Raw genomic sequence first — 22,738 nt, 5'->3', positions numbered from 1 at the left:
CTAACCCTCTCCCGGGGGGAGAGGGGACTGATCGAGGTGCTTTTGATAGTTACGCCGACCTGAGATACCGAGTCGAACTCAGGTTTCGAAAAGCATGAAGATCGGCTCCCTTTCCCCCTCGCCCCCTTGGGGGCGGTCCGACGTTTCGGGAGGGCTGGGGTGAGGGGGATGGTTTTCAGCCGCAGCAAAAATCCCGACCCAGCCTCACTCAGCCAAAAACATCTCCCGACTCAATCCATGCCGCTGCAGCTTTTCATTGAACGTGCGGCGCGGCAGTTGCAACTCTTCAAGTACCGCTTTCACATCGCCCTTGTGCCGGGTCAGCGCCGCACGCAAACACTGCGCCTCAAACGCCTCCTGCTGCGCCGCCAGCGATTGCCCCGGATCAATCCCCGGTGCCGGTTCATCCAGGCCCAACACCTGACGTTCGGCAACGTTCGCTAGTTCGCGTACGTTGCCCGGCCAGTCGTGGCTGAGCAGATGGCTCAATTGCGCGCCACTCAAGGGTGGAAAGGTGCGGCCCAAGCGTTCAGCGGCATTGTGGGCGAAGGTTTCGAACAGCAACGGGATGTCTTCGCGGCGATCGCGCAACGGCGGCAAGCGCAGTTCGGCAACGTTCAGGCGATACGCCAGGTCCTCGCGAAAACGTCCGGCCCGGGCTTCATCGAGCAGGTCGGGTTTGGTCGCTGCGACAATGCGCAGGTCAACGCGAATGCTCTGGTTCGAGCCCAGCCGTTCAAGCTTCTGCTCCTGCAACACGCGCAACAGTTTCACCTGTTGTGCCAGCGGCATGCTTTCGATTTCATCGAGAAACAAGGTGCCGCCATCGGCGTATTCCAGCTTGCCGATGCGCTTGCCCGAGGCGCCGGTAAATGCACCGCTCTCGTGACCGAACAACTCCGCCTCGAACAACTGCTCAGGGATCGCCGCACAGTTCAGCGCCACAAACGGCTTGGCCGCGCGCGGACCGAAATCATGCAGGCAACGCGCGACCAATTCCTTGCCGCTGCCGGTTTCGCCACGGATCAGCACATTGACCGGCAGCGCCGCCAGGTCCAGCACTTGCCGACGCAACGTCTGCAAACCACGGGACACACCAAGCAACGTCGCATCGAGTTTCGCGCGGTTGTCGGCCTGCTCGTGCAGTGCACGGTTTTCCAGAATCAGCCGGCGTTTGTCCAGCGCCCGGCGCAAGCTGCCGAGCAGGGTTTCCGGGCTGAACGGTTTTTCCAGAAAGTCGTAAGCACCGTCGCGCATCGCCTCGACGGCCATCGGTACATCGCCATGACCGGTGAGCAGAATTACCGGCAGGTCAGCGTCGCGTTTCTGCACTTCGGCCAACAACGCCAGGCCGCCCATGCCGGGCATGCGCACGTCGCTGAGGATCACCCCGGCAAAGTGCGCGGGCAGGGCGGCGAGGCATTCTTCAGCGCGGCTGAACAGCTGCACCTCGAAGCCGGACAGGCTCAGCCACTGCTCGACGGCGCTGCGAATGCTGCTTTCGTCATCGACCACCATCACTGAATTGAGCATCAGATGTGTGCCTCCAGATCGATCGGCAAAGTCAGGCTGAACACCGCGCCGCTGTCGCCATTTTCAGCACTCAGACGGCCGCCGGATTCATGCACGATGGCGAAGGATACCGCCAGGCCGAGACCCAAACCGTCGCCCACCGGTTTGGTGGTGAAGAACGGATCGAAGACCTGGCCCAAATGGTCTTCGGCGATGCCGCCGCCATTGTCGCTGACGCTCAGGCGCCACAGTTGTTCATCGGCTTCCAGACGGATTTCGAGACGCTTGCACGCTTTGCCCTGCATCGCATCGAGGGCGTTGCGCAGGAGGTTGATCAGCACCTGTTCGAGACGAATCGCATCACCGCGCACCCATGCCGGACGCGTCAGGTGCAACACCAGACTGACCTGCTCGTCACGCAACCGTGCATCGAGTAACTGCAAAGACTGATCGACCACCGTCGCCAGATCCAGGCGCTCACGCAAGCCGCTGGGGCTTTTGCGCGCGAAGGTCTTGAGGTGGCCGGTGAGGGCAGCCATGCGCGTGAGCATCTCGTCTACCGGTTTCAAGGCTTTATAAGCATCGTCGACCCGGCCATGCTCGAGCAGCAGGCGCAGCGTCGCCAGTTGCATGCGCTGAGCGGTCAGCGGCTGATTGATTTCATGGGCCAGCGCGGCGGACATCTGGCCGAGCGCGGCGAGTTTGGCCGATTGCACCAGGCCGTCCTGCGCGGTGCGCAAATCGCGGGTGCGTTCTTCCACCAACTGTTCAAGTTCTTCGCGGTTGCGCTGGCGGATTTTCGACAGGCGCCAGCGCTGGTTGAGAAACAGCAACAGAAACACCAGCGCCAGCCACACCCCGGCGGCGGCCAGCCCGGCGTTGCGCAGGTCTTCGAACGCCACTTGCGGATGGCGCAGCAGGTGCAGGGTCCAGCCTTCGGCGCTCAGGGGCAGCGATTCCCATAGATAATCCGCCGTGCCTTGCGGGCCTTCGACGCGGCGCAGGTCGCTGTTGTCATCGAAGCGGCGCAGCGACAAATGAGTCAAGGGCTGCAGCGATTGCTTGTCGTACTGCCGGGTGGCTTTGATCTCATCGATGTCGCGGGCGCTCAATGGCCGCAGCGCGCGATAGCGCCAGCCGGGCTGGTTGGCGATGAAGATGATCCCGCGCGCATCGCTGACCAGCAGTGTGTCATTGCCCTGACTCCATTCGCGTTCCAGCTCGGGGAATTCCAGCTTGACCACCATTGCGCCAAGGAACTCGTCGTTGTCGCCGAGCACCGCGCTGGAGAGGAAATAGCCGGGAATTCCGCTGGTCACGCCCACCGCGTAAAAACGCCCGGTGCCTTGGGTGCGGGTCTGGCTGAAGTAGGGGCGGAAACCGTAATTGTGGCCGACGTAACTGCTCGGCAAGCGCCAGTTGCTCGCCGCCACGGCGAGGCCCGTGTGATCAAGCAGTTCAAGGGTCGAGGATTGCGCCGCGCCGTTGATCTTTTCCAGCTTGAGATTCAGCGCCGCCTGTTCGTCGGCATCGACCGGCCCGGCCAGCGCCGAACGCAATTGCGGGTCCAGCGCCAGCACGGCGGGCAGGGCGCGGTAGCGGTCGATCAGGGTATGCAGGGAGTTGGCGTACAACGCCAGTTGCTGGTTGGCACGGGCGGCATCCTCCTCCAGCGCCTGACGTTCGGCGTGGCGGATCGCAAGCGTAGCGGCAAGCGCCGCGCCGGCAATGATCAGCAGGGTATACAACGACAGACGCAGGGTACGGGAAGTCGGCAGCATGCTGGGCGCAGGAATAAGGACGGGCAGGCACCTTACCATGAGCACTGTTCAGGCCAGGAGTCGCGTCGTCACCTTTTCATACGGCAGTAAAAGTCGACGAATTGGAATGAAGCACGGTCCTCAGGTTTCGAAGCCTTTTTATTCGCTGTCCTGTGTCGCGTTCAATGCGTTCAATGCGCTTAGAGGGGTCAGTACGACTCAGGGTCTTGACCGTTTCGATTAAATGTTCCGAGCGATACTGCAGCATATTAATCGTGTCGGTAATGTCGGCATCCAGTGCAGTCACCTCATCCTCGGTAAGATCATTTGCGCTGGTTGCTATTTCATTCAAGAGATCGAGGGTGTCCGGAATCACCTTGATAGTCGGCCCGACGTAGGGGATCTTGCCAGCGCCTGCCAGCGCCAATTCCTTGCCAGCCGCGATGCCGCCTTGTTTGATCTCTTGCCGTCCTTCGGGTTTGAGCGGGTTGTAATCGGCGATAGCTTTAAAGTTAACCACGGGCCCTTGTTCGGCCTGTGTTTGCTTTAACAGCCTGGTTCCTTTCAATCGATCCGGTTGCAAGCTGATGGAGGTGTTCAAACCGGTTTTTCTGCCGATCGCTTTCGTCGTTTTACTCACGGTTTTTCCGACTAGGAAACCAAGAGCCCCGCCAATCAGCATTCCCAGAGGGCCGCCAGGGATTCCCAGTGCTACCCCGGCTGCGCTCATGCCTATGCCAACCGCGTTGGATGTGCCCTTTTCCGCAAGAAAAAAACCTGTACGTTTCGCGGTTGATACCCTGCTGTTGGGCTCAGAGCGATGATTGAGTATTTGAGTGGTGACATCCCTGACAGCCAGATCGACGGCTGAAAGCAGCTCGTTATGGAAGGCCAGTTTCTTCTGCATACGCTCTGTGGGAGTGTTTCCGGTAATAAATGCCCGAACGCCTGCGCTTGACGGTTGAGCTTCTTCTGTTTTGTTGCCTGTCGTGTCGAAGTAAGTCATGGGATTGTTGCGCACAAACCCATATAGGTTCAGCCCATCCACATCCCCTGCCGGGTCGGCACTGACCCAGCGTTGCAACCACGGCGCGTAATAGCGGGCGCCGTAGTAGTACAACCCGCTGACATCCATCTCCTTGCCCGAATAGCGGATGAAGCGGTACCTGGTTTCCGAATTCGGTGCCATCCACGCGGTTTCGCCGAAGGGGTAATAGCCTTCCTGGCTGATCATGACGGCGTCTTGATCCAGTTCCATCACGCTGGAGCCGAGATGATCTTCAAGGTTGTAACGCAATTGATCGCTGTCGATATCTTTGGGGTTGTTCTTTGCCCAATGCAGGCAGCGGGCGTTACTGAGGGTGATGACGTGCAGTTCTTCACCGTTGTCGCGGGTGCGGATTTCAAGCCCGGGCAGGTAGCGCACCTGGTGGAAATGTTCGGCGTTGGCAGCGAAGGTTTCGTGGCGTTTGAACACGCGAATGCCCTGGCTGTAAAGGTAATGCTCGGCGTCATTGCGATCGTTTTCACGCTGGATCAGCGTCACGCTCTTCACCTCATCGCGGGCATTCCAGATCAGCGGCTTGCCGGGGTGCATCGCTTTCTGGTTACCGTGACTGTCGAACAGATCGCCAAACACCGGTTCCGGGTCGCCGGTTTTCCAACGCACCCCGCGATTGCTCTTCAGATCGATGAACATTTGCCGGGTCGAGTTGTTGCCGGCGCGTACGTGACACAGTTCGATCAGGTTGCCACCGTTGTCGTACTGGTAGGTCTGGGTGTAGTTGAGGCGATTGTTCGGGTCGCCCGGTTGCGGCAGGCCGGGAATGTCCGGCGGCGGGGCGTCGTCGTAGCCGGTGGCGCTGGTCAACCGATAGAGCGAGTCGTAGGTGAAGTCGCGGTGGCCATCGATCAACTGATTGGCGAAGTAACGTGGTTGAAAGGCGTGGTCTTCGATGCGGGTGATATTGCCGACGGGATCGTAGAAATATTCGAGGTTCTGCAGCACTGCGCCGGTGTCTTTGCGACTGGACTGAGTGTGCAGACGACTGTCTGCAGGGTCGTACGTCCACGTACTGAGGACGCGATTGCCGGCTAGTTGTTCAATGATCTGCTCGTTGGCGTTGTACTGTGCGTCCAGCAATACCGGTTGCCAGTCAGACGTATCCTTGATCAGCAGTTCCGTTTGCTTGAGTTGCCCGGCCAGGCCGTAGCGCGAGCGTCGCCGATGGCCACCGGCGTCGGTCTGCTCGAGCAGCGCGCCGAGCGAGCTGAACACATGGTGAGTGGTGAACGGCTCACCGTCGTGGAACGTGCGGGTTTCCCGCAGCGGCTGGCCGGTCAGGGAAAAGCTGTTCGTGAGCAGCGAACCGGAACGGTCTTTCTGTTCCAGCAACTGGCCGCGACGGTTGTATCCGGCTTCGGCCGAGGCATCGGCGTAAATGAAAACATCGACATCGGGTTGGCCATTTTCCTCGACCGCGACCACCCGCAGTTGCTCATCGAAGATCGTCTGCCACTGGCTACCGCGCTGATCCCAGCGCCGCAACGGCTCACCCGCCAGCCCCGGCAGGATCAGGCGCCAGCCGGCGTCGACGCTGTCGGTCAATACCCCATCACCGTTTAGTGAGTAGACGTTAATGAGGTTCGCAGTGGGCAGACGCGGATCCCGCTGCGCCACCATACGGCCGACCACATCGTATTGCTGAAGCGACACGAGTGCTTTTGGTGTGTCGTCTGCCAGAGTGCGCAAGTAACTGACCTGACGGATCGGCGAGCCCCGGCCATCGATCACCGCCACCGTTGGAGTGCGCCTATGAACAGGGTCGTATTTCATGCGAATTTGTGTTTGGTGAAGGGCTGAACAAATGTCTGAAATTTCGACGCTGGTTTCGCTTGTTTGCGCAAAAATCTGTTGTCTGTCAGCAAATCTTCTTTGTGCCACTTCAGGGTGGTCTGGCTGCTTTCGATATATCCCAGGATTGCACTGGTCTGCTCTCGCAAGGTATCGAGCCGAATGGTCTTGGCAGCCATTAAGCGGCTCTTGTCAGGTAGCACGTCAGCCGAATTGATCGTGTTTTGTCCTACGCGTCTGAAGGCTTTCTCAATATCGGCCATTCGCGAAGTGAGGACTTGTTTCCAGTCGGCGAGCATCGTTTCGATTTTTTCAATCTTGACCGGATCCAGACCCTGTTTAATGTCCTCCACCTCCTGCACCCGCGAACCGATATTAAGTGTCGCCCCCACGCCTGGAACAAATGTTCCGACGCCGCGGTTCAGTAAGGTGTTGGCGGCATCGGCCGGCGTGAAACTCGATGAACGCTCTGTGATGCCGACCTTTTGATCAATGGCTGCGACGCTCATTGCCGAAGTTTGTGGAATCAATGGGACTGTCATATTTGCAAAGGACGTGTATTTGCTGGCGATCTCCTCGCCGATATCGCCGCTGATGTGCATGGCAATCATCTCCGACAAGAAGCCGACGGCGGCGGGCATAGCAGCGGTAAGTGTTGAGCCTGCGAACCCGCCGCCGAAATAACCAGCGAAGAAGCCGGCAGTGCCTATCAGTGATTCTGCAACAATATTCGCCAGCAGTTCAGTCCCGTACTGTCCGCTTGATACTTTCAGCATTTGGTCCAGCGTTGTGGCTGAGTAATCACCGAGAGTGGTCACGAAGTTTGAGAAATTGACGATATCGAATTTCTCTTGGCTGTTGCCTTGCACATCCACATAAGTTAACGGGTTGTTCAACACCATCGCATACAGATTCAACCCATCCACATCTCCGGCCGGATCGGCACTGACCCAACGCTGCAACCACGGCGCGTAATAGCGTGCGCCGTAGTAATACATGCCACTGACGTCCATCTCTTTGCCCGAATAACGGATGAATTTATAGCTGACCCCGGTCTCTGGAGGTGGGGTCATCCACGCCGTGGCGCCAAACGGGTAATAGCCTTCCTCGCTGATCAGTTGTGCTTGCTGATCCAGTTCCATCGCACAGGAACCGAGGTGATCTTCGAGGCTGTAACGCAATTGATCGCCGTCGATGTCTTTGGGATTGTTCTTTGCCCAATGCAGGCAGCGGGCGTTGCCGAGCGTGATGACGTGCAGTTCTTCACCGTTGTCGCGGGTGCGGATTTCAAGCCCCGGCAGATAGCGCACCTGGTGGAAATGCTCGGCGTTGGCAGCGAAGGTTTCGTGGCGTTTGAACACGCGCATACCCTGGCTGTAACGGTAGTACTCGGCATCATTGGAACCGCCATCGCGCTGGACCAGGATCACGCTTTCCAGCTCATCGCGGGTATTCCAGAGCAGCGGTTGGCCCGGTTGCACGGTCAGTTGATTGCCGTGGCGATCGAACAAAGTGTCGAAATCCGGCGGCTCGTCGCCGGTTTTCCAGCGCACCCCGCGATTGCTTTTCAGATCGATGAACATTTGCCGGGTCGAGTTGTTGCCGGTGCGTACGTGACACAGTTCGATCAGGTTGCCACCGTTGTCGTACTGGTAGGTCTGGGTGTAGTTGAGGCGATTGTTCGGGTCGCCCGGTTGCGGCAGGCCGGGAATGTCCGGCGGCGGGGCGTCGTCGTAGCCGGTGGCGCTGGTCAACCGATAGAGCGAGTCGTAGGTGAAGTCGCGGTGGCCATCGATCAACTGATTGGCGAAGTAACGTGGTTGAAAGGCGTGGTCTTCGATGCGGGTGATATTGCCGACGGGATCGTAGAAATATTCGAGGTTCTGCAGCACTGCTCCAGTGTCTTTGCGACTGGACTGAGTGTGCAGACGACTGTCTGCAGGGTCGTACGTCCAGCGACTGAGGACAAGATTACCGGCCTGCTGCTCGATGATCTGGTCGGCGGCGTTGTACTGCGCATCAAGCAACACGGGCTGCCATTGGCTCTGGCCGCTGATCAACAGTTGTACCTGCCGAAGGTGCCCGGCCAGGCCGTAGCGCGATCGTCGCCGATGGCCGCCGGCGTCGGTCTGCTCGAGCAGCGCGCCGAGCGAGCTGAACACATGGTGAGTGGTGAACGGCTCGCCGTCGTGGAACGTGCGGGTTTCGCTCAGCGGCTGGCCGGTCAGGGAATAACTGTCCGTGAGCAGCGAACCGGAACGGTCTTTCTGTTCCAGCAACTGGCCGCGGCGGTTGTACCCGGCCTCGGCCGAGGCGTCGGCGTAAGTAAAAACGTCGACATTGGACTGACCATTTTCCTCGACCGCGATCACCCGCAGCTGCTCATCGAAGCTCGTGCGCCAATGGTTGTCGCGCTGATCCCAGCGTTGCAATGGCTCACCGGCCAGACCCGGCAGGGTCAGGCGCCAACCGGCGTCGACGCTGTCGGATTTCAATACCGTGCCGTCCAGGCTGTAAACCGTGGTCAGGCAGGGTGCCGACAAGCGCGAATCCCATTGCTCGATCAGACGGCCGGCGTAGTCATTCTGCTGACGGGTTACCAGCGCTACGGGGTTGTCGGCCGTCACACTGCGCAAGTACCCGACCTGCCGCATTGGCAAACCACGCGCATCGCTTACCGCCAGCGCAGGTGTACGGCGATGCACGTTGGCAATCATGGCTGCGATGCCTTGGTTGGCGATGACGGCTCGGCGGTGTCGTTGAAGTCTTCGCTGGTGTGATACCAAGGGTGGTACGTCTCTCGGGAAAAGTCGCCCTTGGCATTGACCATTCCGACCTGCCGGCTCTTGACGTCATAGCGAAGCTGATCGTGATGGCTCAGTGTGCGCAGGGACTGATCGTTGACGTAGGTATAGGTGTTGGCGAAAAACGCGCGGTACTGACGAACGGGCAAGCCTTTGTTGTTGTATTCGACCCGCTCGCTGATGCGCCAGCGCGGGTTGGCATCGACCACTTTGATCTGGCCATCCTCGACGATCAGCGAGCCGTCGGCGTCCACGGCATAGGCCTTGCCCGGATCGACCAATTGCTGGGTTTGCAGAGCCCGGCCAAAACCGTCGACGCAGGCTTTGGTGATCTGGATCTGCGCATCCACCTCGTCATCAGGGTAGCGGTCGGCACTGAGGATCACACTGTGCACCGGTTCGCGATGCACTGTTGCGATGGCGTCTTGCAGCGCCTGTTCATGAGGCGTCAAGGCGCCGCTGCGCCGGGTCAGTTGGCGGCGTGTACTGGCCCTGATGTGGCCGCTGGGCAGCAGATAACCCTGAGCGATCCATGCCAGGGCGGCGCGGGTGTCGTTGGCCATCTGCCCCATCCAGCTGAACAGATCCTTGCGCAGGGTACTCGCGGCTTTTTGCACGGCATCGGTCGGGTTGGCAATTGCCGTAGCCGGGCTCCGGTCCTCCGGAAGTTTGTATTCGCTCAGTGGCCTGAAACCCGCTTCCCTGTTGTTCTCTGAGCCATAAAAACTGGTGGCCAGGGGCTGATTGGAGGGTTCATACAACGCCTGATGAGTATTCAGGTTGGCATCGATGATTTTCAGCGGTTGCAGCGCGTGGTAGTCGTACTCGATGCAGGTGGTACAGCCATCTGGCAGTTCCACGAGGGTGACAGCCAGCGCATACGCGTCGTATACGGCGTGAGTGAAGCCATGGCTGAGGGTTTCGCGATAGCGCCGGACCTTGTAGAAACCGTCGAGGCTGGCGTATTCGGCGTAGCCGAAATTCGCCGACCACAGGTCATGCTCCGTGCTGCCCAAGGGATTTATCCAGAACAGAAACGGCATGGGCAGATAGCCGATCTTCTTCAGTTCGTCGCGCACGTTGAAGGGCGCAGGCAGCACGCTGTAAGCGTCCAGCGCCGTCTTGTCCAGTTGTGCCACTTCCAGTGGACCGACCAGGGCCTCGAATCCGGCAACGCCGTCGTCCAGCCGTTGGCCATCGGTACTCAAGTAGCGCTGTACAGACTGCGTGGTCAGCACCCGTTCAGCGTTCCAGTGCGCCGAATCCTCATGTGCCTTCAGGCACTCATAGGACACTTGCGCGGCTTCAAGCCCGGTGGGCAGGGTGCCTTTGGGCAAGACCAGTGCATTGCCACGCTGCTGATAGGGCAAACCGAGACGCCAATGCTGCCGGTCCTTGTCCAGATCGATGAACGCTGAACGGCTTTCATTCAGGTAGAACGATTGTTGCGCCGGGTCATGGGCGTCGAACCACCACTGCTGTACATCCGGGTCGTCGAACGGTGGTGCATCTTTTTCGGTCAGTCGCCGGGCGTAACTCACCGTGATGGCGTGCGTCGGCTGGCCGTAAGTGTTGTAGCGCAGGACCACATCGTTGCGACACATGGGGTCATCGACGAAACCGTCGTACTGGTAGCTGATCCTTTCCACCACCAGTGGCAGCAAGACGGCGGTGGCATAAGGACCTTGCTCGCGAACCTCGCGCACCTGATATCGCACTTCTTCTACGGCATAAGGCGTGGCAATCCCGGGGGCGTCCATGTCTGCATCAGCGTAGGTTTCGCTGCGGACCATCGAGCCGACCAACGCTCGGGAGAGCTGGTATCGGCTGTCTTCATCCTGCACCGGAATCAGTTCATCGGCATCGTCTTCCGGGTGATGGCGACTGAACAGGGTGTTACCCAGGGCTACCGCTTGTGCATCCTGATTGAAGTAGTCGTCGCGCGGCCGGTCCATCGATTGCCCGGTATGAAACCAGGTGCAGACACGCACCGGCTCGCTGAAACCTTCGCTCTCATCTGCTCTGGCGCTCTCACTGTCGGTTTGTTGCAACAGACCGAAACCGCGGAACTCACGCTCGCGGCTGTCGTAGACGCCTTCACGCCAAGTGAAGGTCTGAGTCAGGCAATTGCCAGTGATTTCATCCAGCTGCCGTTGTTTCTTGACCACCGCCACCGGGAACGGCAGGTGGCAAGCCGGCAAACGCTTAAGGGTGAGCAAACGGTGTTTTTCATCCAGCCATTCCTGCGCCGAACTGCGATAAGCGACGCTGGCACTGCAACCCATGTTGTTGTTACTGCTGGTCAACAGATACGGCTTGGCCGAAACGAAATCGTAGCGCCAATGCTGCGGCTGCATGTGCGTCACCGTCAGGATCAGACTGGCGCAGCCCAGGCCTTGCAGATCGGCGAAACTCACCTGACAGAGGCGATCGTAGCGCACGCCGTCGGGCCACGGCACGCTGATCGGTATTTGCTCCAGGCCGTTGCCGCCACGATTCAGGTAGATCTCGAAGGTATCCGACTTCAGATAAATCAGCGACGCGGCACCGGAGCCGTCGAGGTCGGCAAGGCGCACCCGGGACGAATCGAATTGCTCGTAGTTGAAGGGCAACTCGCTGATCTTGCGACCCTTGCCAAACCGGCCGTGGCCCAGGTTCGGCCAGCAGCGGATTTCGTCATGGCGTATCCGACACAACTCGGGCATATCGCTGCCCAGCAGGTTGCCCAACAGCACCAGTTCTGTGCGCGAATTGCTGAACAGTGGCAAGCGGTCGTCGTCGGGTTCGTGCAGCACCTCTTCAGGCGCGGCGAAGCCTTGTTCGCGCTCGTTGGCATACAACCGCACGGAGCTGGGCCCGATCAACGCCAGGCTACTCAAGCCGTCACCGCTCAAGTCGCCAAGTGTCGAGAGAGTGTTGAAAAACTCTGGTGGGAATTTGCCGAAGGGGACGAAGTCGGCAAACTCGCGTTGTTCTGTCAGGGTGCGAAAACCACTGATACCCGGTTGCGCGGTGACCCAATCGAGCCTTCCGTCCCCCGTCAGGTCGGTCAGCAGTTGCTGGACCGGACGGTTGCGATCGGCGAGCGGAATCTTTTCCAGTGCGGTCCATGGCCCATAGCCGATTTCATCGGTGCCCTTGGTCGCGCGTAGTGGTTCGCGGTAGTACCAGGCCTGGTCATAACGGCAGAGGAAACCCGGCACACCTTCGCCATAAAGATCCACACACTGGTAAAAACCACCGTCCTCGATACCCGGTTGAACATCGGGTTCGAAGAAGCGCGCCGGGGTTTTATTGATGTCGAAGGGGGCATAGTCGAACTCGACCGGCGGCGTGTTTTCGACAATGCCGCTCGCATCGAATGACTGATAGTGCGCCGCGCTGATCTGGCTGTAGGCCCACTGCGCGATATTTTGCGGTTGGTGATATTCCAACAGCAGGCGGCGTACCAGTTTCGGTTGGTCAGTCGATTGCTCGGGAAAATGATGAAACAGCAATGCCTGCTGGCAGAGTCTGCGAGTGCCCAGTTCAAAACCCTGACCGTGGGTTGAAAAGCTGTCTGGGCGAACGGTCCAGGGTTTGAGGGGGGCACCGTCATATGCTGGGATGTCGGTCAGTGACGTGCTGCGCTCGCCGTAATCGAACAGCAGATGAAAGTGCCAGCCCAGTTCGGCGGGATTGTCCGTCGTCCAGCTGTACAGATCGCTGCTGGCCGTGAAGTTGCCGTAACACACGCGGCGCAGATAACGCTGGGCGCGATAGTCACGCACGGGGGCGGGATCCTGATCATCGGCCTTGTATTCAAAGCAGATGTGTTCGCCGCGCGCGTTCATGCTTTCGCACAGCAGCCATGTGGCGATTCGTCCAGGAGCCTGGGGATCGGCAATTCGTGTGGCTTCGGTTTTGCCGTAAAGGTGCAGCGAGCCGTCAGCGCCGTGTATCAGCCAGAATACCGGTGGATCGGCTTCTCGGGTCTGCCGCTGCCAGCGCTCGCGCAAGGCAAAATCGCTTTCCACTCGAGGCCAATAGCGCACGACTCTGTGCGGGCCAATGTCGACGCCGTTGTAGACGCTTTCCTCTCGGAACTTGAGTTCACCATGCTCATCGAGCTCCGGCATCCACACTTCGCCATCGGCACCGACGATCTCGTCGTGATCGGTATAACGTGGCACGCCTTTGTTGGTTCTGCGATTGATCTGACCCACGCCGGCCAGGTGCCAGGAAAGGCCGAATGGACCGTTGCCACTCTGACTGCTGTAACTCAGCGAGAACTGAGGATCCCAGCCCCGCCCGGCAGACGTTGGAATCGGCAACTCGAACGAGGCGGCTCCGGTCGGGCCCACAGCGCCCCAACTTTTGCCGATGGTGGCGATCGATGCGCTTTTGGCGATGGAAGGGGTGGTGATGCTCAGCTCTTGTTGATCAGGCATGGTCGAATCCATTGCGCACGGGGTGGGCGTGAATGGACTGACGCTAACAAGAATGGCGGGTAAATGAACCTGTCAGATCTGACAGGTGCGCAAGATCATTTTGTATGCTTCGGCGCTTTTTTTATCGCGAACGGTTGGCCCCTGTGAAAACGGCCGGGTCATCGTTGCAGATGAACCGGCCGTTTTTATGGCAGCGAAGGGCTTATTGCACTTCTACCGCCAGGCTTTCGCTGATCTTCTGTTGCCAGATCGCAGGGCCGGTGATGTGCACCGACTCACCTTTGCTGTCCACCGCAACGGTGACCGGCATGTCCTTGACCTCGAACTCGTAGATCGCTTCCATGCCCAGTTCGGCAAACGCCAGCACTTGCGACTTCTTGATCGCCTGAGCGACCAGGTAAGCAGCGCCGCCAACGGCCATCAGGTACACGGCTTTGTTGTCCTTGATCGCTTCGATGGCGGTCGGGCCGCGCTCGGATTTACCGATCATGCCCAACAGGCCGGTCTGCTCGAGGATCTGCCGGGTGAACTTGTCCATCCGCGTCGCGGTGGTCGGGCCCGCCGGGCCAACCACTTCGTCACCGACCGGATCAACCGGGCCGACGTAGTAGATGAAGCGACCTTTCAGATCGACCGGCAGGGTTTCACCCTTGTTGAGCATCTCGACCATGCGCTTGTGCGCGGCGTCGCGACCGGTGAGCATTTTGCCGTTGAGCAGGACGGTTTCGCCCGGCTTCCAGCTCTGCACGTCTTCCGGGGTCAGGGTGTCGAGGTTGACACGGCGAGCCGACGGGCCGGCTTCCCAGACGATTTCCGGGTAGGCGTCCAGCGGCGGCGCTTCCAGCGAGGCCGGGCCGGAGCCGTCGAGCACGAAGTGTGCGTGACGGGTGGCGGCGCAGTTCGGGATCATGCACACCGGCAGCGAGGCTGCGTGGGTCGGGTAGTCCATGATCTTCACGTCGAGCACGGTGGTCAGGCCACCGAGGCCCTGGGCGCCGATGCCCAACTGGTTGACCTTCTCGAACAGCTCCAGGCGCATTTCTTCGATGCGGTTCTGCGGGCCACGGGCCTTCAGTTCGTGGATGTCGATGGATTCCATCAACACTTCCTTGGCCATGACGGCGGCTTTCTCGGCGGTGCCGCCGATGCCGATGCCGAGCATGCCCGGTGGGCACCAGCCGGCGCCCATGGTCGGAACGGTCTTCAATACCCAGTCAACGATCGAGTCGGACGGGTTGAGCATGGCCATTTTCGACTTGTTCTCGGAACCGCCGCCCTTGGCCGCCACGTCCACTTCCACGGTGTTGCCCGGGACGATGGAGTAGTGAATCACGGCAGGGGTGTTGTCCTTGGTGTTTTTCCGAGCACCCGCCGGGTCGGCGAGGATCGAGGCACGCAGGACGTTTTCCGGCAGGTTGTAGGCGCGACGCACGCCTTCGTTGATCATGTCGTCCAGGCCCATGGTGGCGCCATCCCAACGCACGTCCATGCCGACGCGCACGAACACGGTAACGATACCGGTGTCCTGGCAGATCGGGCGATGGCCGGTGGCGCACATGCGCGAGTTGATCAGGATCTGCGCCATCGAGTCACGGGCCGCTGGCGATTCTTCGCGCAGGTAGGCTTCGTGCATCGCCTGGATGAAATCCACGGGGTGGTAATAGGAAATGAACTGCAGGGCGTCGGCAACGCTCTGAATCAGGTCGTCTTGCTTGATCACGGTCATGAGTCGCGCTCCTCTAAAAGACGGGAACATTCAATAAGGTGCCTGCGGCTTGGGTGCATCGGTCGGTCGCAAGCACCTTTCAAGGCACGCCGGGGCTGCTGGCGCGACGCTAAAAAGGCGCGGCAGTATAACGCGCCTCGGTGGGGCGTACACGCGCCGGCAATCATTCGTTGGTCGCATGGGTGGGCGAATATCGGACAGCGGGTTTGCACTTCAAGAGCTACCCCCTCACCCCAGCCCTCTCCCCCAAGGGGGGCGAGGGGGAAAGGGAGCCGATCTTCATGCTGTTCAAACCTGTGCTCGACTCAAGAAAGGGAGCTGATCTTCATGCTGTTCAAACCTGTGCTCGACTCAAGAAAGGGAGCTGATCTTCATGCTGTTCAAAACCTGAGTTCGACTCAGGAAAGGGGGGCGATGTTCAGGCTGTTCAAGTCTGAGTCCGGCTCGGTATTTCAGGTCGGCGTATCGCCAACAATCGACTCGGTCAGTCCCCTCTCCCTCTGGGAGAGGGCTAGGGTGAGGGGCTTTTGGCGGTCTACGCAGGCCACACTTTTGACGTCAAATTTCGGGCCCGAAAATCGGTGGTCATTTATCGACTACGCCTCTAAAGTGGCAGCCGGTCTGTAGAGTAGGACACTCGGTCAGCCTCTTATCGCACGGTGAGTCAACGATTGACCCATAACGCCATTCAACGTCTTTTGCTCAAACGCTTTGCCCTCGCTGCGGCCACCTATGGATTGGCTTTGCTGCTGCTGTGGCTGGCGTTTTTCACGGGGCACTACGAGCAGTCCCTGACTTCTGTGGCCATCGGCAGTGCGCTGGTGGTGATCAGCCAGTCGGTGCTGTTCGCACTGTTCTGGAGTGGGCGCAACCTGCGCTTTGCCGATCCCAGCCTGACCGAAGCGCAGGTGTTGATCGGTCTCGGCTGGCAGACCTGGCTGATCGCCCATCTGGATGAAGCCCGCGGCGCCTTCCTGGTGTTCTACGTGCTGATCCTGCTGTTCGGCCTGTTCCATCTCAGTCGACGGGCGTTCATACGCTGTGCCCTGCTGGTGTTCTTCAGTTTCTGTGCCATCACGCTGTGGGACGGCTACTACTTCCGCTTGCGCGAGCCGGCGCTTGCCGCCTTGCAGGTGTGCATTCTGGCAATGGTGCTGGCGTGGCTGGTGCTGTACGCGCGCTTCGTCCAGGTTTCGCGGCAACGCCAGCGCCAGCGCCGGTTTGCCTTGCAGGCGCATCAGGACACCCTGCGCGGGATGATGCGGCAGCTGGAAGATCTGGTCGCCACCGATGAACTGACCGGGCTGTTCAATCGTCGGCATTTTCTGCGTCTGGCCACGCGAGAGCTGGATGAAATGGACGACGATGTGGTGCACGGTCTGGCGCTGATCGACCTCGACCATTTCAAACGCATCAACGACCTGCACGGCCATGCCGCCGGCGATCAGGTGTTACAGGCCTTCGCCGGCGTTGCCCAGGCGTGTCTGCGCGACGGTGATGTGCTGGCGCGTTATGGTGGTGAGGAATTCGTTGTGTTGTTGCCCGATTGCGACGCCGAACGGCTGACTGCTTGCTGTGAACGTCTGCGTATTGCCTTTACTGACGTTGAACTGGTCGGCCTGAATGTGCGCAACCTCAGCCTGTCGGCCGGCATGACGCTGTTGGTGTTGGGCGATGATCTGGACGACGCCTTGCAGCGCGCCGATCAGGCCTTGTATCGGGCCAAGCGTGACGGGCGCAATCGTTGTGCGGCCGCGTGGGAGAACGTCGATGCCTGAACTTCGCGTCGGTGAACGACAATGGTCAGTGGCAGCGGGCTGCAATCTGCTCGATGCCCTCAATCAGAATGGCGTCGCTGTGCCTTACAGCTGCCGCGCCGGCAGTTGCCATGCCTGTCTGGTGCAATGCGTGCAAGGCCTGCCCGCCGACAATCGGCCGGACGCCTTGAGCGCCGAACAGCGTCAGCAAGGCTGGCGCCTGGCGTGTCAGTGTCAGGTCGTCGAAGATTTGCAGGTGCACACCTTCGACCCGATCACCGATGGTCGCCCGGCAGTGGTCGAAGCGCTGGACTGGCTCAGCGACAGCGTCCTGCGCTTGCGTCTGACCCCGCAACGGCCGTTGCGCTACAGCGCCGGGCAACATCTGGTGTTGTGGATCGGGCACATTGCGCGGCCGTATTCGCTGGCGAGCCTGCCGGAGGAAGACCGCTTTCTCGAATTCCATCTCGATTGCCGCCAGCCTGGTGAATTCAGCGATGGCGCACGAAAATTGCAGATCGGCGATCCGATCCGTCTCGGCGAACTGCGCGGCGGTGCTTTGCATTACGATCCCGACTGGCACAGTCGCCCCTTGTGGCTGCTGGCCGCTGGCACCGGTCTGGGCCCTTTGTTCGGCGTGCTGCGCGAAGCCTTGCGCCAGGATCACCAAGGCCTGATCCGCGTCATTCACGTGGCTCATGACGATCGCGAGCACTATCTGGCCAAACCCCTGGCGGCACTGGCTGCGCAGCGGGAAAACCTCAGTGTCGAGCTGTGGACGGCGGCCGAGTCAGCCGCCGCTTTGGCGCAACTGCGCCTTGTCTCCCGGCAAACCCTGGCCTTAGTCTGCGGCTCGACGGCCAGCGTCGACGCCTTCGCGCGGCGTCTGTACCTGGCCGGATTGCCGCGCAATCAACTACTGGCTGACGTGTTCCTGTCCCGTGGTTGAGCGCTGATATTTCAGACGCGAGACACATCATGACCGAAGCCATCCTGCTGGAACGCGAGCGCGGTTTGCTGACCCTGCGCCTCAACCGTCCGGACAAGAAAAACGCCCTGACCCGTGCCATGTACAGTCGCCTCGCCGAGGCGCTGAAACAGGCCGATGGCGACCCGGCGATCAACGCCGTGCTGATTACCGGCAGCGCCGAATGCTTCACCGCCGGCAACGACATTGCCGACTTCATCCAGCAACCGCCGAGTGACCTCGACAGCCCGGTGTTTCACTTCATGCTCAACCTGCTTGAATGCCGCAAACCGGTGATCGCCGCGGTGGCCGGCGCGGCGGTGGGCATTGGTACTACATTGTTGCTGCACTGCGATCTGGTCTATGTGGCCCGCGATGCGCGGTTGCGCATGCCATTCGTCAACCTGGGTTTGTGCCCGGAGTTCGGCTCCAGCCTGATCCTTCCACGTCTGCTTGGGCAGGCCAAAGCGGCAGAGTTGTTGTTACTGGGCGAAGGCTTCAGCGGTGAACAGGCGGCGCAGTGGGGGATTGCGACCGAAGCATTGGGTAGCGGCGCTGCGGCGCTAAGCAAGGCGCGGGAAATGGCGCTGCGTTTCGATGAACTGCCGGCCGAAGCGGTGCGTATCAGCAAGCAATTGATGCGAGCGCCGGATCGCGAGTTGATTCGTAAGGTGATTGAGGAGGAGGGCGCATTGTTCACCCAGCGCCTTTGTTCGCCAGAAGCAATGGTGGCGTTGACCGGGTTTATCAAACGGCATTAAAAAGCCAACCCTCATCGGAACGCCGCCCGTGTAGAGACCGGTACATCCTTTACAAATTAGACCGGGGACATCGTTTACACCTTTACAGGCTTGAAACGCGTTTGGCGCCTCTTTCAAGCCTGCCTAAACAGTGGCTGCAAAGGTACAGTTCCCAAGCGTCATCAGCCACTTCCTTCAACGCGATGTCCTCTCCAATTAGAGCCTCTCCTAGAAAAATCAGCTGTCCTTTCCATTTGATTTCCCCATTTGACCGAACCTTGCGTACTTCAACGTCGGAACTGTATTCAAGCGCAGGCAAGTAACCAGGATAAGCGCGTGTCGATGGGCTATAGACAGATGCCGGCGGTTTCATACCCAGCGCGGTGTGCGGTCGGTGGTGGTTGAAGTCTTGGATGAATTCCTGAAAAGCCAACTGCTGGCGCACCAGGTTTTCCGCCGGTGGCACTGCTGCCTTTAGCGTTCGATGCATCCGTTCATGTCGACCATTTTGGTCGGGACGGCCAGGCGTAATCGTTTCGACATGGATTCCAAGCCTGATGAACCAAACCGATAACTTCGAAAGTCGCGCCAGACCTGTCGATGCGAAAGGAGCGCCATTGTCAGTGCGGATCACATCCGGCAGCCCATATTCTCGAAAAGCCCACTCGAAGCCTTCCCGCGTCGGCGCTCCGTGCGTACTGGGCAAAGCGCGACAGACGAATAAAAAGCGGCTCATCTGATCGGTAATGGTCAGCGGATAGCACCAATTGCCGTCCTGCATTTTGAACTGCCCTTTGTAATCAGCACACCAAGTCTGGTTGGGCGCGTCGACCGGACGCAAATGCGTTGGAGCACGGGGACGCGGGGGATAGGGCCGTCGCGCCACCACCAAACCAGCTTTCTTCAACCACTCCCCGGCGGTACTCGCCGCCGGCCATTGGATATGCGGATCGGAATCGCGCAGGCGATCAATGATCTGCTTGGGTCCCCGATCGGGATGTTCGTTTTTCTTGGCCAGCAGCGTGGCAATGATTTCGTCGGGCGTTTGATGAGGACAGTTCAACGGCTTGCGCGATTGCTCTTTCAAGCCATCTACGCCTAACGCTGCGTATCGTTCCAGCCACTTGTCGATGGTTGGACGGCTGACACCATAGCGCCGGCTTAATTGGCTCTTGGTGTAACTGCCGCCAAGCCAGTCGCTGACTAACTTCACTCGTTGATCCATTGGGGACTCTTGATTCCAGGGCATGGTCAGCACCTCCTGACCATGATTAATACCTGTAAACCATGTCCCCGGTCTCAAACGTAAAGGATGTACCCGGTCTTTACCCCCGCCCAGCCCTCTCCCAGAGGGAGAGGGAGACGACCGAGGTGTAATGCGCTACACATCGACTTGAAAGAAACGGTCGGATTCAGCGCAGAGCTATCAGGTCGGTGCAATTCTGCAATATCCCTCAATCGGTTCCCTCTCCCTCTGGGAGAGGGCTAGGGTGAGGGGCTTTCGATTCAACGCAGACAACAAAAAGCCCCGGCACTCACATGCCGGGGCTTTGGTTTTTCAGCGCGTCACTCAGACCTGCGGGTCGCCCACGTGCAGGATCTTCATGCCGTTGGTGCCGCCGGTGGTGTGGTAGCTGTCGCCCTTGGTCAGGATGACCCAGTCGCCTTTTTCCACAACGCCGCGTTTGGTCAGCTCGTCGATGGCCTTCTGGCTGACTTCGTGCGGTTCCAGCGAAGCCGGATCGAACGGAATGGTGTACACGCCACGGAACATTGCCGCGCGGGCCTGGGCTTCGCGGTGCGGGGTGAAGGCGTAGATCGGCACCGAGGAGCGGATACGCGACATGATCAGCGGAGTGAAGCCACTTTCGGTCAGAGCGATGATCGCTTTGACGCCCGGGAAGTGGTTGGCGGTGTACATGGTCGCCAGCGCGATGCTTTCGTCGCAGCGGGTGAATTCCTTGCCGATACGGTGGCTGGAGGTCTTGCCGGTCGGGTGCTTCTCGGCGCCGACGCAGATGCGCGCCATTGCCTGCACGGCTTCCAGCGGGTACAGGCCAGCGGCGGATTCGGCGGACAGCATCACGGCGTCGGTGTAGTCGAGCACGGCGTTGGCTACGTCGGACACTTCAGCGCGGGTCGGCATCGGATTCTGGATCATCGACTCCATCATCTGGGTCGCGACGATCACCGCCTTGTTGTGGCGGCGTGCATGCAGAATGATTTTCTTCTGAATGCCGACCAGTTCGGCGTCGCCGATTTCCACGCCCAAGTCACCACGGGCAACCATCACCGCGTCGGATGCCTTGATCAGGCCGTCGAGGGTTTCGTCGTCCGCTACGGCTTCGGCACGTTCGATCTTCGCCACCAGCCAGGCAGTACCGCCGGCTTCGTCGCGCAGTTGACGGGCGTATTCCATGTCGGCAGCGTCACGCGGGAAGGACACCGCGAGGTAGTCGACTTCCATTTCTGCAGCGAGCTTGATGTCGGCCTTGTCTTTTTCAGTCAGGGCCGGCGCGGTCAGGCCGCCACCGCGACGGTTGATGCCTTTGTGGTCGGACAGCGGGCCGCCGATGGTCACGGTGCAATGCAATTCTGTTGCGGTGGCGGTATCAACGCGCATCACCACACGGCCGTCGTCGAGCAGCAGCTCGTCACCCACGCCGCAGTCCTTGACCAGATCCGGGTAGTCGATGCCGACCACTTGCTGGTTGCCTTCGGTCAACGGATGGCTGGTGGAGAAGGTGAACTTGTCACCGATCTTCAGCTCGATCTTCTTGTTGGCGAATTTGGCGATACGGATTTTCGGGCCTTGCAGGTCACCCAGCAGGGCGACGAAACGGCCGTGCTTGGCGGCGAGGTCACGCACCAGCTTCGCGCGAGCCTTGTGCTCGTCGGGGGTGCCGTGGGAGAAGTTCAGACGGGCAACGTCCAGACCAGCCAGAATCAGCTGTTCGAGAACTTCCGGCGAGTTACTGGCCGGGCCAAGGGTAGCGACGATTTTGGTACGACGGACGGACATGCAAAGACTCCTGAGTTCAAGCGCTAGCGAAGGCTACTATGCTCTTGGGGTGTAGTCATTGTTCGTTTGCACTACTTATTACTTTCTTTATTGAACACGACGATTGGCGCAAACACTTCTGAAGAATTCCCGGCAGGGGTCGATACAGAGCACAAGACAGGAGAACCCCCATGCGATTGTTGCCCATTGCCGCCCTTGCCCTCAGCGTCCTCGCCGTGACGGGCTGCACCCGTTGGTCGATGAACCATCATTTGAACAACGCCTACAGCGCCTATGATCGCGGCAACTGCGAGCAGGTCATGCTTGAGTTGTCCAAGGTCGAACGCGCCAGCCGTGCCCGCCCGTACGTGTGGCCGGAAGTGTCGATGATGCGCGGCCAGTGCCTGGAACGGCAGAAAATGTTTGTCGACGCGGCGCAGACCTATCAGTTCATCATCGCCTCGTACCCGAACAGCGAATACGCCTATCGCGCCCGTGCCCGTCTGGAAACCTTGCAGAGCCTGGGCCATTACCCGACGCGCAGCGCCGCTGCCGTGGTGCGCCCGACCCGTTTCTGATGACAGTTGTCATACAAAATCTGGCCGTGTGTACAAGCTGAGCTATAGTCGAATAACCCGGATTCGGCACCGCGTTCTGAATCCGGAGCAACACCTGCGACTGGCAGTTGTAAGGTGACGGCGACGTAGCGACCGTCACACCGGAAGCGGGGAGAGCGAGCCTGCGACACAGGCACGTTCCGAAGCAAGGTGCGGCTCTGTGACGGAGCCTTGCATGGCGAACTGCGCATGTTTACCGAACGGATCGAACGGCATCAGTTGCCGTATTTCCTCAGAGTGTTCAACAGCGTCACCGACAAGCCCATCGGTTTTCTCGGCAACCTCTCCGAAGACGGGCTAATGCTCATCAGCCAATTGCCCATGATGGTCGGCGTGGACTTTCAGTTACGCCTGAAAATCCCCGCCAGCGATGGCTGTCAGCAGGTAATCGACCTCACGGCGTGTTGCGTGTGGTGCCATGAGGACGCCACGCCGCTGCACTACGACGCCGGCTTCGTCCTGCAACGCGCACCGCCGGAATTTGGGCAACTGGTGCAGGCGTTGCAGCGTTATTTCAGTTTTCAGCCGTTGCCGGCTTCGGCCTGATTCAAACCCGCTAAAAGCTTCGCG

13 protein-coding genes are annotated in these 22,738 nt (G+C 59.7%); 5 read left to right on the top strand and 8 right to left on the bottom strand.

What is annotated here, in order from left to right:
- Positions 1-204: 204 nt before the first annotated feature.
- The 6 genes from ACOYXH_RS19110 to ACOYXH_RS19085 form a co-directional block, all read right to left on the bottom strand.
- Positions 205-1,533, bottom strand: coding sequence for a sigma-54-dependent transcriptional regulator (locus tag ACOYXH_RS19110; protein WP_150693255.1), 1,329 nt, complete (start codon positions 1,531-1,533; stop codon positions 205-207).
- A complete protein-coding gene (locus ACOYXH_RS19105) occupies positions 1,533-3,293 on the bottom strand; it encodes an ATP-binding protein (RefSeq protein ID WP_095048244.1) in 1,761 nt (586 codons plus the stop codon). The genes ACOYXH_RS19110 and ACOYXH_RS19105 overlap by 1 nt, the downstream gene beginning before the upstream one ends.
- Before the next feature lie 76 nt (positions 3,294-3,369).
- A complete protein-coding gene (locus ACOYXH_RS19100) occupies positions 3,370-6,108 on the bottom strand; it encodes an RHS repeat-associated core domain-containing protein (RefSeq protein ID WP_460409882.1) in 2,739 nt (912 codons plus the stop codon).
- Entirely contained in the window at positions 6,105-8,843 is a 2,739-nt protein-coding gene (locus ACOYXH_RS19095) for an RHS repeat-associated core domain-containing protein (protein ID WP_460409881.1), read from the bottom strand. Before ACOYXH_RS19095 ends, ACOYXH_RS19100 begins: the two co-directional genes overlap by 4 nt.
- A complete protein-coding gene (locus ACOYXH_RS19090) occupies positions 8,840-13,360 on the bottom strand; it encodes a SpvB/TcaC N-terminal domain-containing protein (RefSeq protein ID WP_460409880.1) in 4,521 nt (1,506 codons plus the stop codon). Before ACOYXH_RS19090 ends, ACOYXH_RS19095 begins: the two co-directional genes overlap by 4 nt.
- Before the next feature lie 202 nt (positions 13,361-13,562).
- Complete coding sequence (locus ACOYXH_RS19085) at positions 13,563-15,086, bottom strand: fumarate hydratase (protein WP_034153454.1); 1,524 nt, start codon at positions 15,084-15,086, stop codon at positions 13,563-13,565.
- 671 nt (positions 15,087-15,757) lie between these two features.
- Between ACOYXH_RS19085 and ACOYXH_RS19080 the strand changes: the two genes are divergently transcribed.
- The 3 genes from ACOYXH_RS19080 to ACOYXH_RS19070 are packed head-to-tail and all read left to right on the top strand — an operon-like array spanning position 15,758 to position 18,571.
- Positions 15,758-16,864 (top strand): GGDEF domain-containing protein, encoded by a 1,107-nt coding sequence (locus tag ACOYXH_RS19080; RefSeq protein ID WP_460409879.1) that lies wholly within the window; start codon positions 15,758-15,760, stop codon positions 16,862-16,864.
- On the top strand, positions 16,857-17,792 hold the full coding sequence (locus tag ACOYXH_RS19075; protein ID WP_460409878.1) for an iron-sulfur-binding ferredoxin reductase: 936 nt from the start codon (positions 16,857-16,859) through the stop codon (positions 17,790-17,792). The genes ACOYXH_RS19080 and ACOYXH_RS19075 overlap by 8 nt, the downstream gene beginning before the upstream one ends.
- A gap of 29 nt (positions 17,793-17,821) precedes the next feature.
- The gene (locus ACOYXH_RS19070; protein WP_460409877.1) at positions 17,822-18,571 is read left to right on the top strand and encodes an enoyl-CoA hydratase-related protein; all 750 of its coding nucleotides are present in this window, start codon (positions 17,822-17,824) and stop codon (positions 18,569-18,571) included.
- A gap of 82 nt (positions 18,572-18,653) precedes the next feature.
- Here ACOYXH_RS19070 and ACOYXH_RS19065 read toward each other — a convergent pair whose 3' ends face one another.
- Entirely contained in the window at positions 18,654-19,799 is a 1,146-nt protein-coding gene (locus ACOYXH_RS19065; RefSeq protein ID WP_460063314.1) for an integrase core domain-containing protein, read from the bottom strand.
- Positions 19,800-20,120: 321 nt separating this feature from the next.
- Positions 20,121-21,572 carry a pyruvate kinase gene (pyk, locus tag ACOYXH_RS19060; RefSeq protein ID WP_095048237.1) on the bottom strand — a complete coding sequence of 484 codons (1,452 nt, stop codon included), beginning with the start codon at positions 21,570-21,572 and terminating at the stop codon, positions 20,121-20,123.
- 170 nt (positions 21,573-21,742) lie between these two features.
- Between pyk and ACOYXH_RS19055 the strand changes: the two genes are divergently transcribed.
- Both ACOYXH_RS19055 and ACOYXH_RS19050 read left to right on the top strand, forming a co-directional pair.
- Entirely contained in the window at positions 21,743-22,129 is a 387-nt protein-coding gene (locus tag ACOYXH_RS19055) for a tetratricopeptide repeat protein (protein ID WP_042560673.1), read from the top strand.
- A 228-nt stretch (positions 22,130-22,357) separates the two neighbouring features.
- Positions 22,358-22,714, top strand: coding sequence for a PilZ domain-containing protein (locus tag ACOYXH_RS19050; protein WP_007916241.1), 357 nt, complete (start codon positions 22,358-22,360; stop codon positions 22,712-22,714).
- The last annotated feature ends 24 nt before the right edge of the window (positions 22,715-22,738 follow it).

This window comes from Pseudomonas sp. Mb7 (assembly GCF_054790525.1).
The sequence above is the reverse complement of the archived record's forward strand: the minus strand, read 5'-3'. Positions and strand labels throughout refer to the sequence as shown.

Coding starts and splice junctions, on each gene's coding strand:
- ACOYXH_RS19110 (WP_150693255.1), bottom strand. CDS start 1,533: ATGCTCAATTCAGTGATGGTGGTCGATGACGAAAGCAGCATTCGCAGC.
- ACOYXH_RS19105 (WP_095048244.1), bottom strand. CDS start 3,293: ATGCTGCCGACTTCCCGTACCCTGCGTCTGTCGTTGTATACCCTGCTG.
- ACOYXH_RS19100 (WP_460409882.1), bottom strand. CDS start 6,108: ATGAAATACGACCCTGTTCATAGGCGCACTCCAACGGTGGCGGTGATC.
- ACOYXH_RS19095 (WP_460409881.1), bottom strand. CDS start 8,843: ATGATTGCCAACGTGCATCGCCGTACACCTGCGCTGGCGGTAAGCGAT.
- ACOYXH_RS19090 (WP_460409880.1), bottom strand. CDS start 13,360: ATGCCTGATCAACAAGAGCTGAGCATCACCACCCCTTCCATCGCCAAA.
- ACOYXH_RS19085 (WP_034153454.1), bottom strand. CDS start 15,086: ATGACCGTGATCAAGCAAGACGACCTGATTCAGAGCGTTGCCGACGCC.
- ACOYXH_RS19075 (WP_460409878.1), top strand. CDS start 16,857: ATGCCTGAACTTCGCGTCGGTGAACGACAATGGTCAGTGGCAGCGGGC.
- ACOYXH_RS19070 (WP_460409877.1), top strand. CDS start 17,822: ATGACCGAAGCCATCCTGCTGGAACGCGAGCGCGGTTTGCTGACCCTG.
- ACOYXH_RS19065 (WP_460063314.1), bottom strand. CDS start 19,799: ATGCCCTGGAATCAAGAGTCCCCAATGGATCAACGAGTGAAGTTAGTC.
- pyk (WP_095048237.1), bottom strand. CDS start 21,572: ATGTCCGTCCGTCGTACCAAAATCGTCGCTACCCTTGGCCCGGCCAGT.
- ACOYXH_RS19055 (WP_042560673.1), top strand. CDS start 21,743: ATGCGATTGTTGCCCATTGCCGCCCTTGCCCTCAGCGTCCTCGCCGTG.
- ACOYXH_RS19050 (WP_007916241.1), top strand. CDS start 22,358: ATGTTTACCGAACGGATCGAACGGCATCAGTTGCCGTATTTCCTCAGA.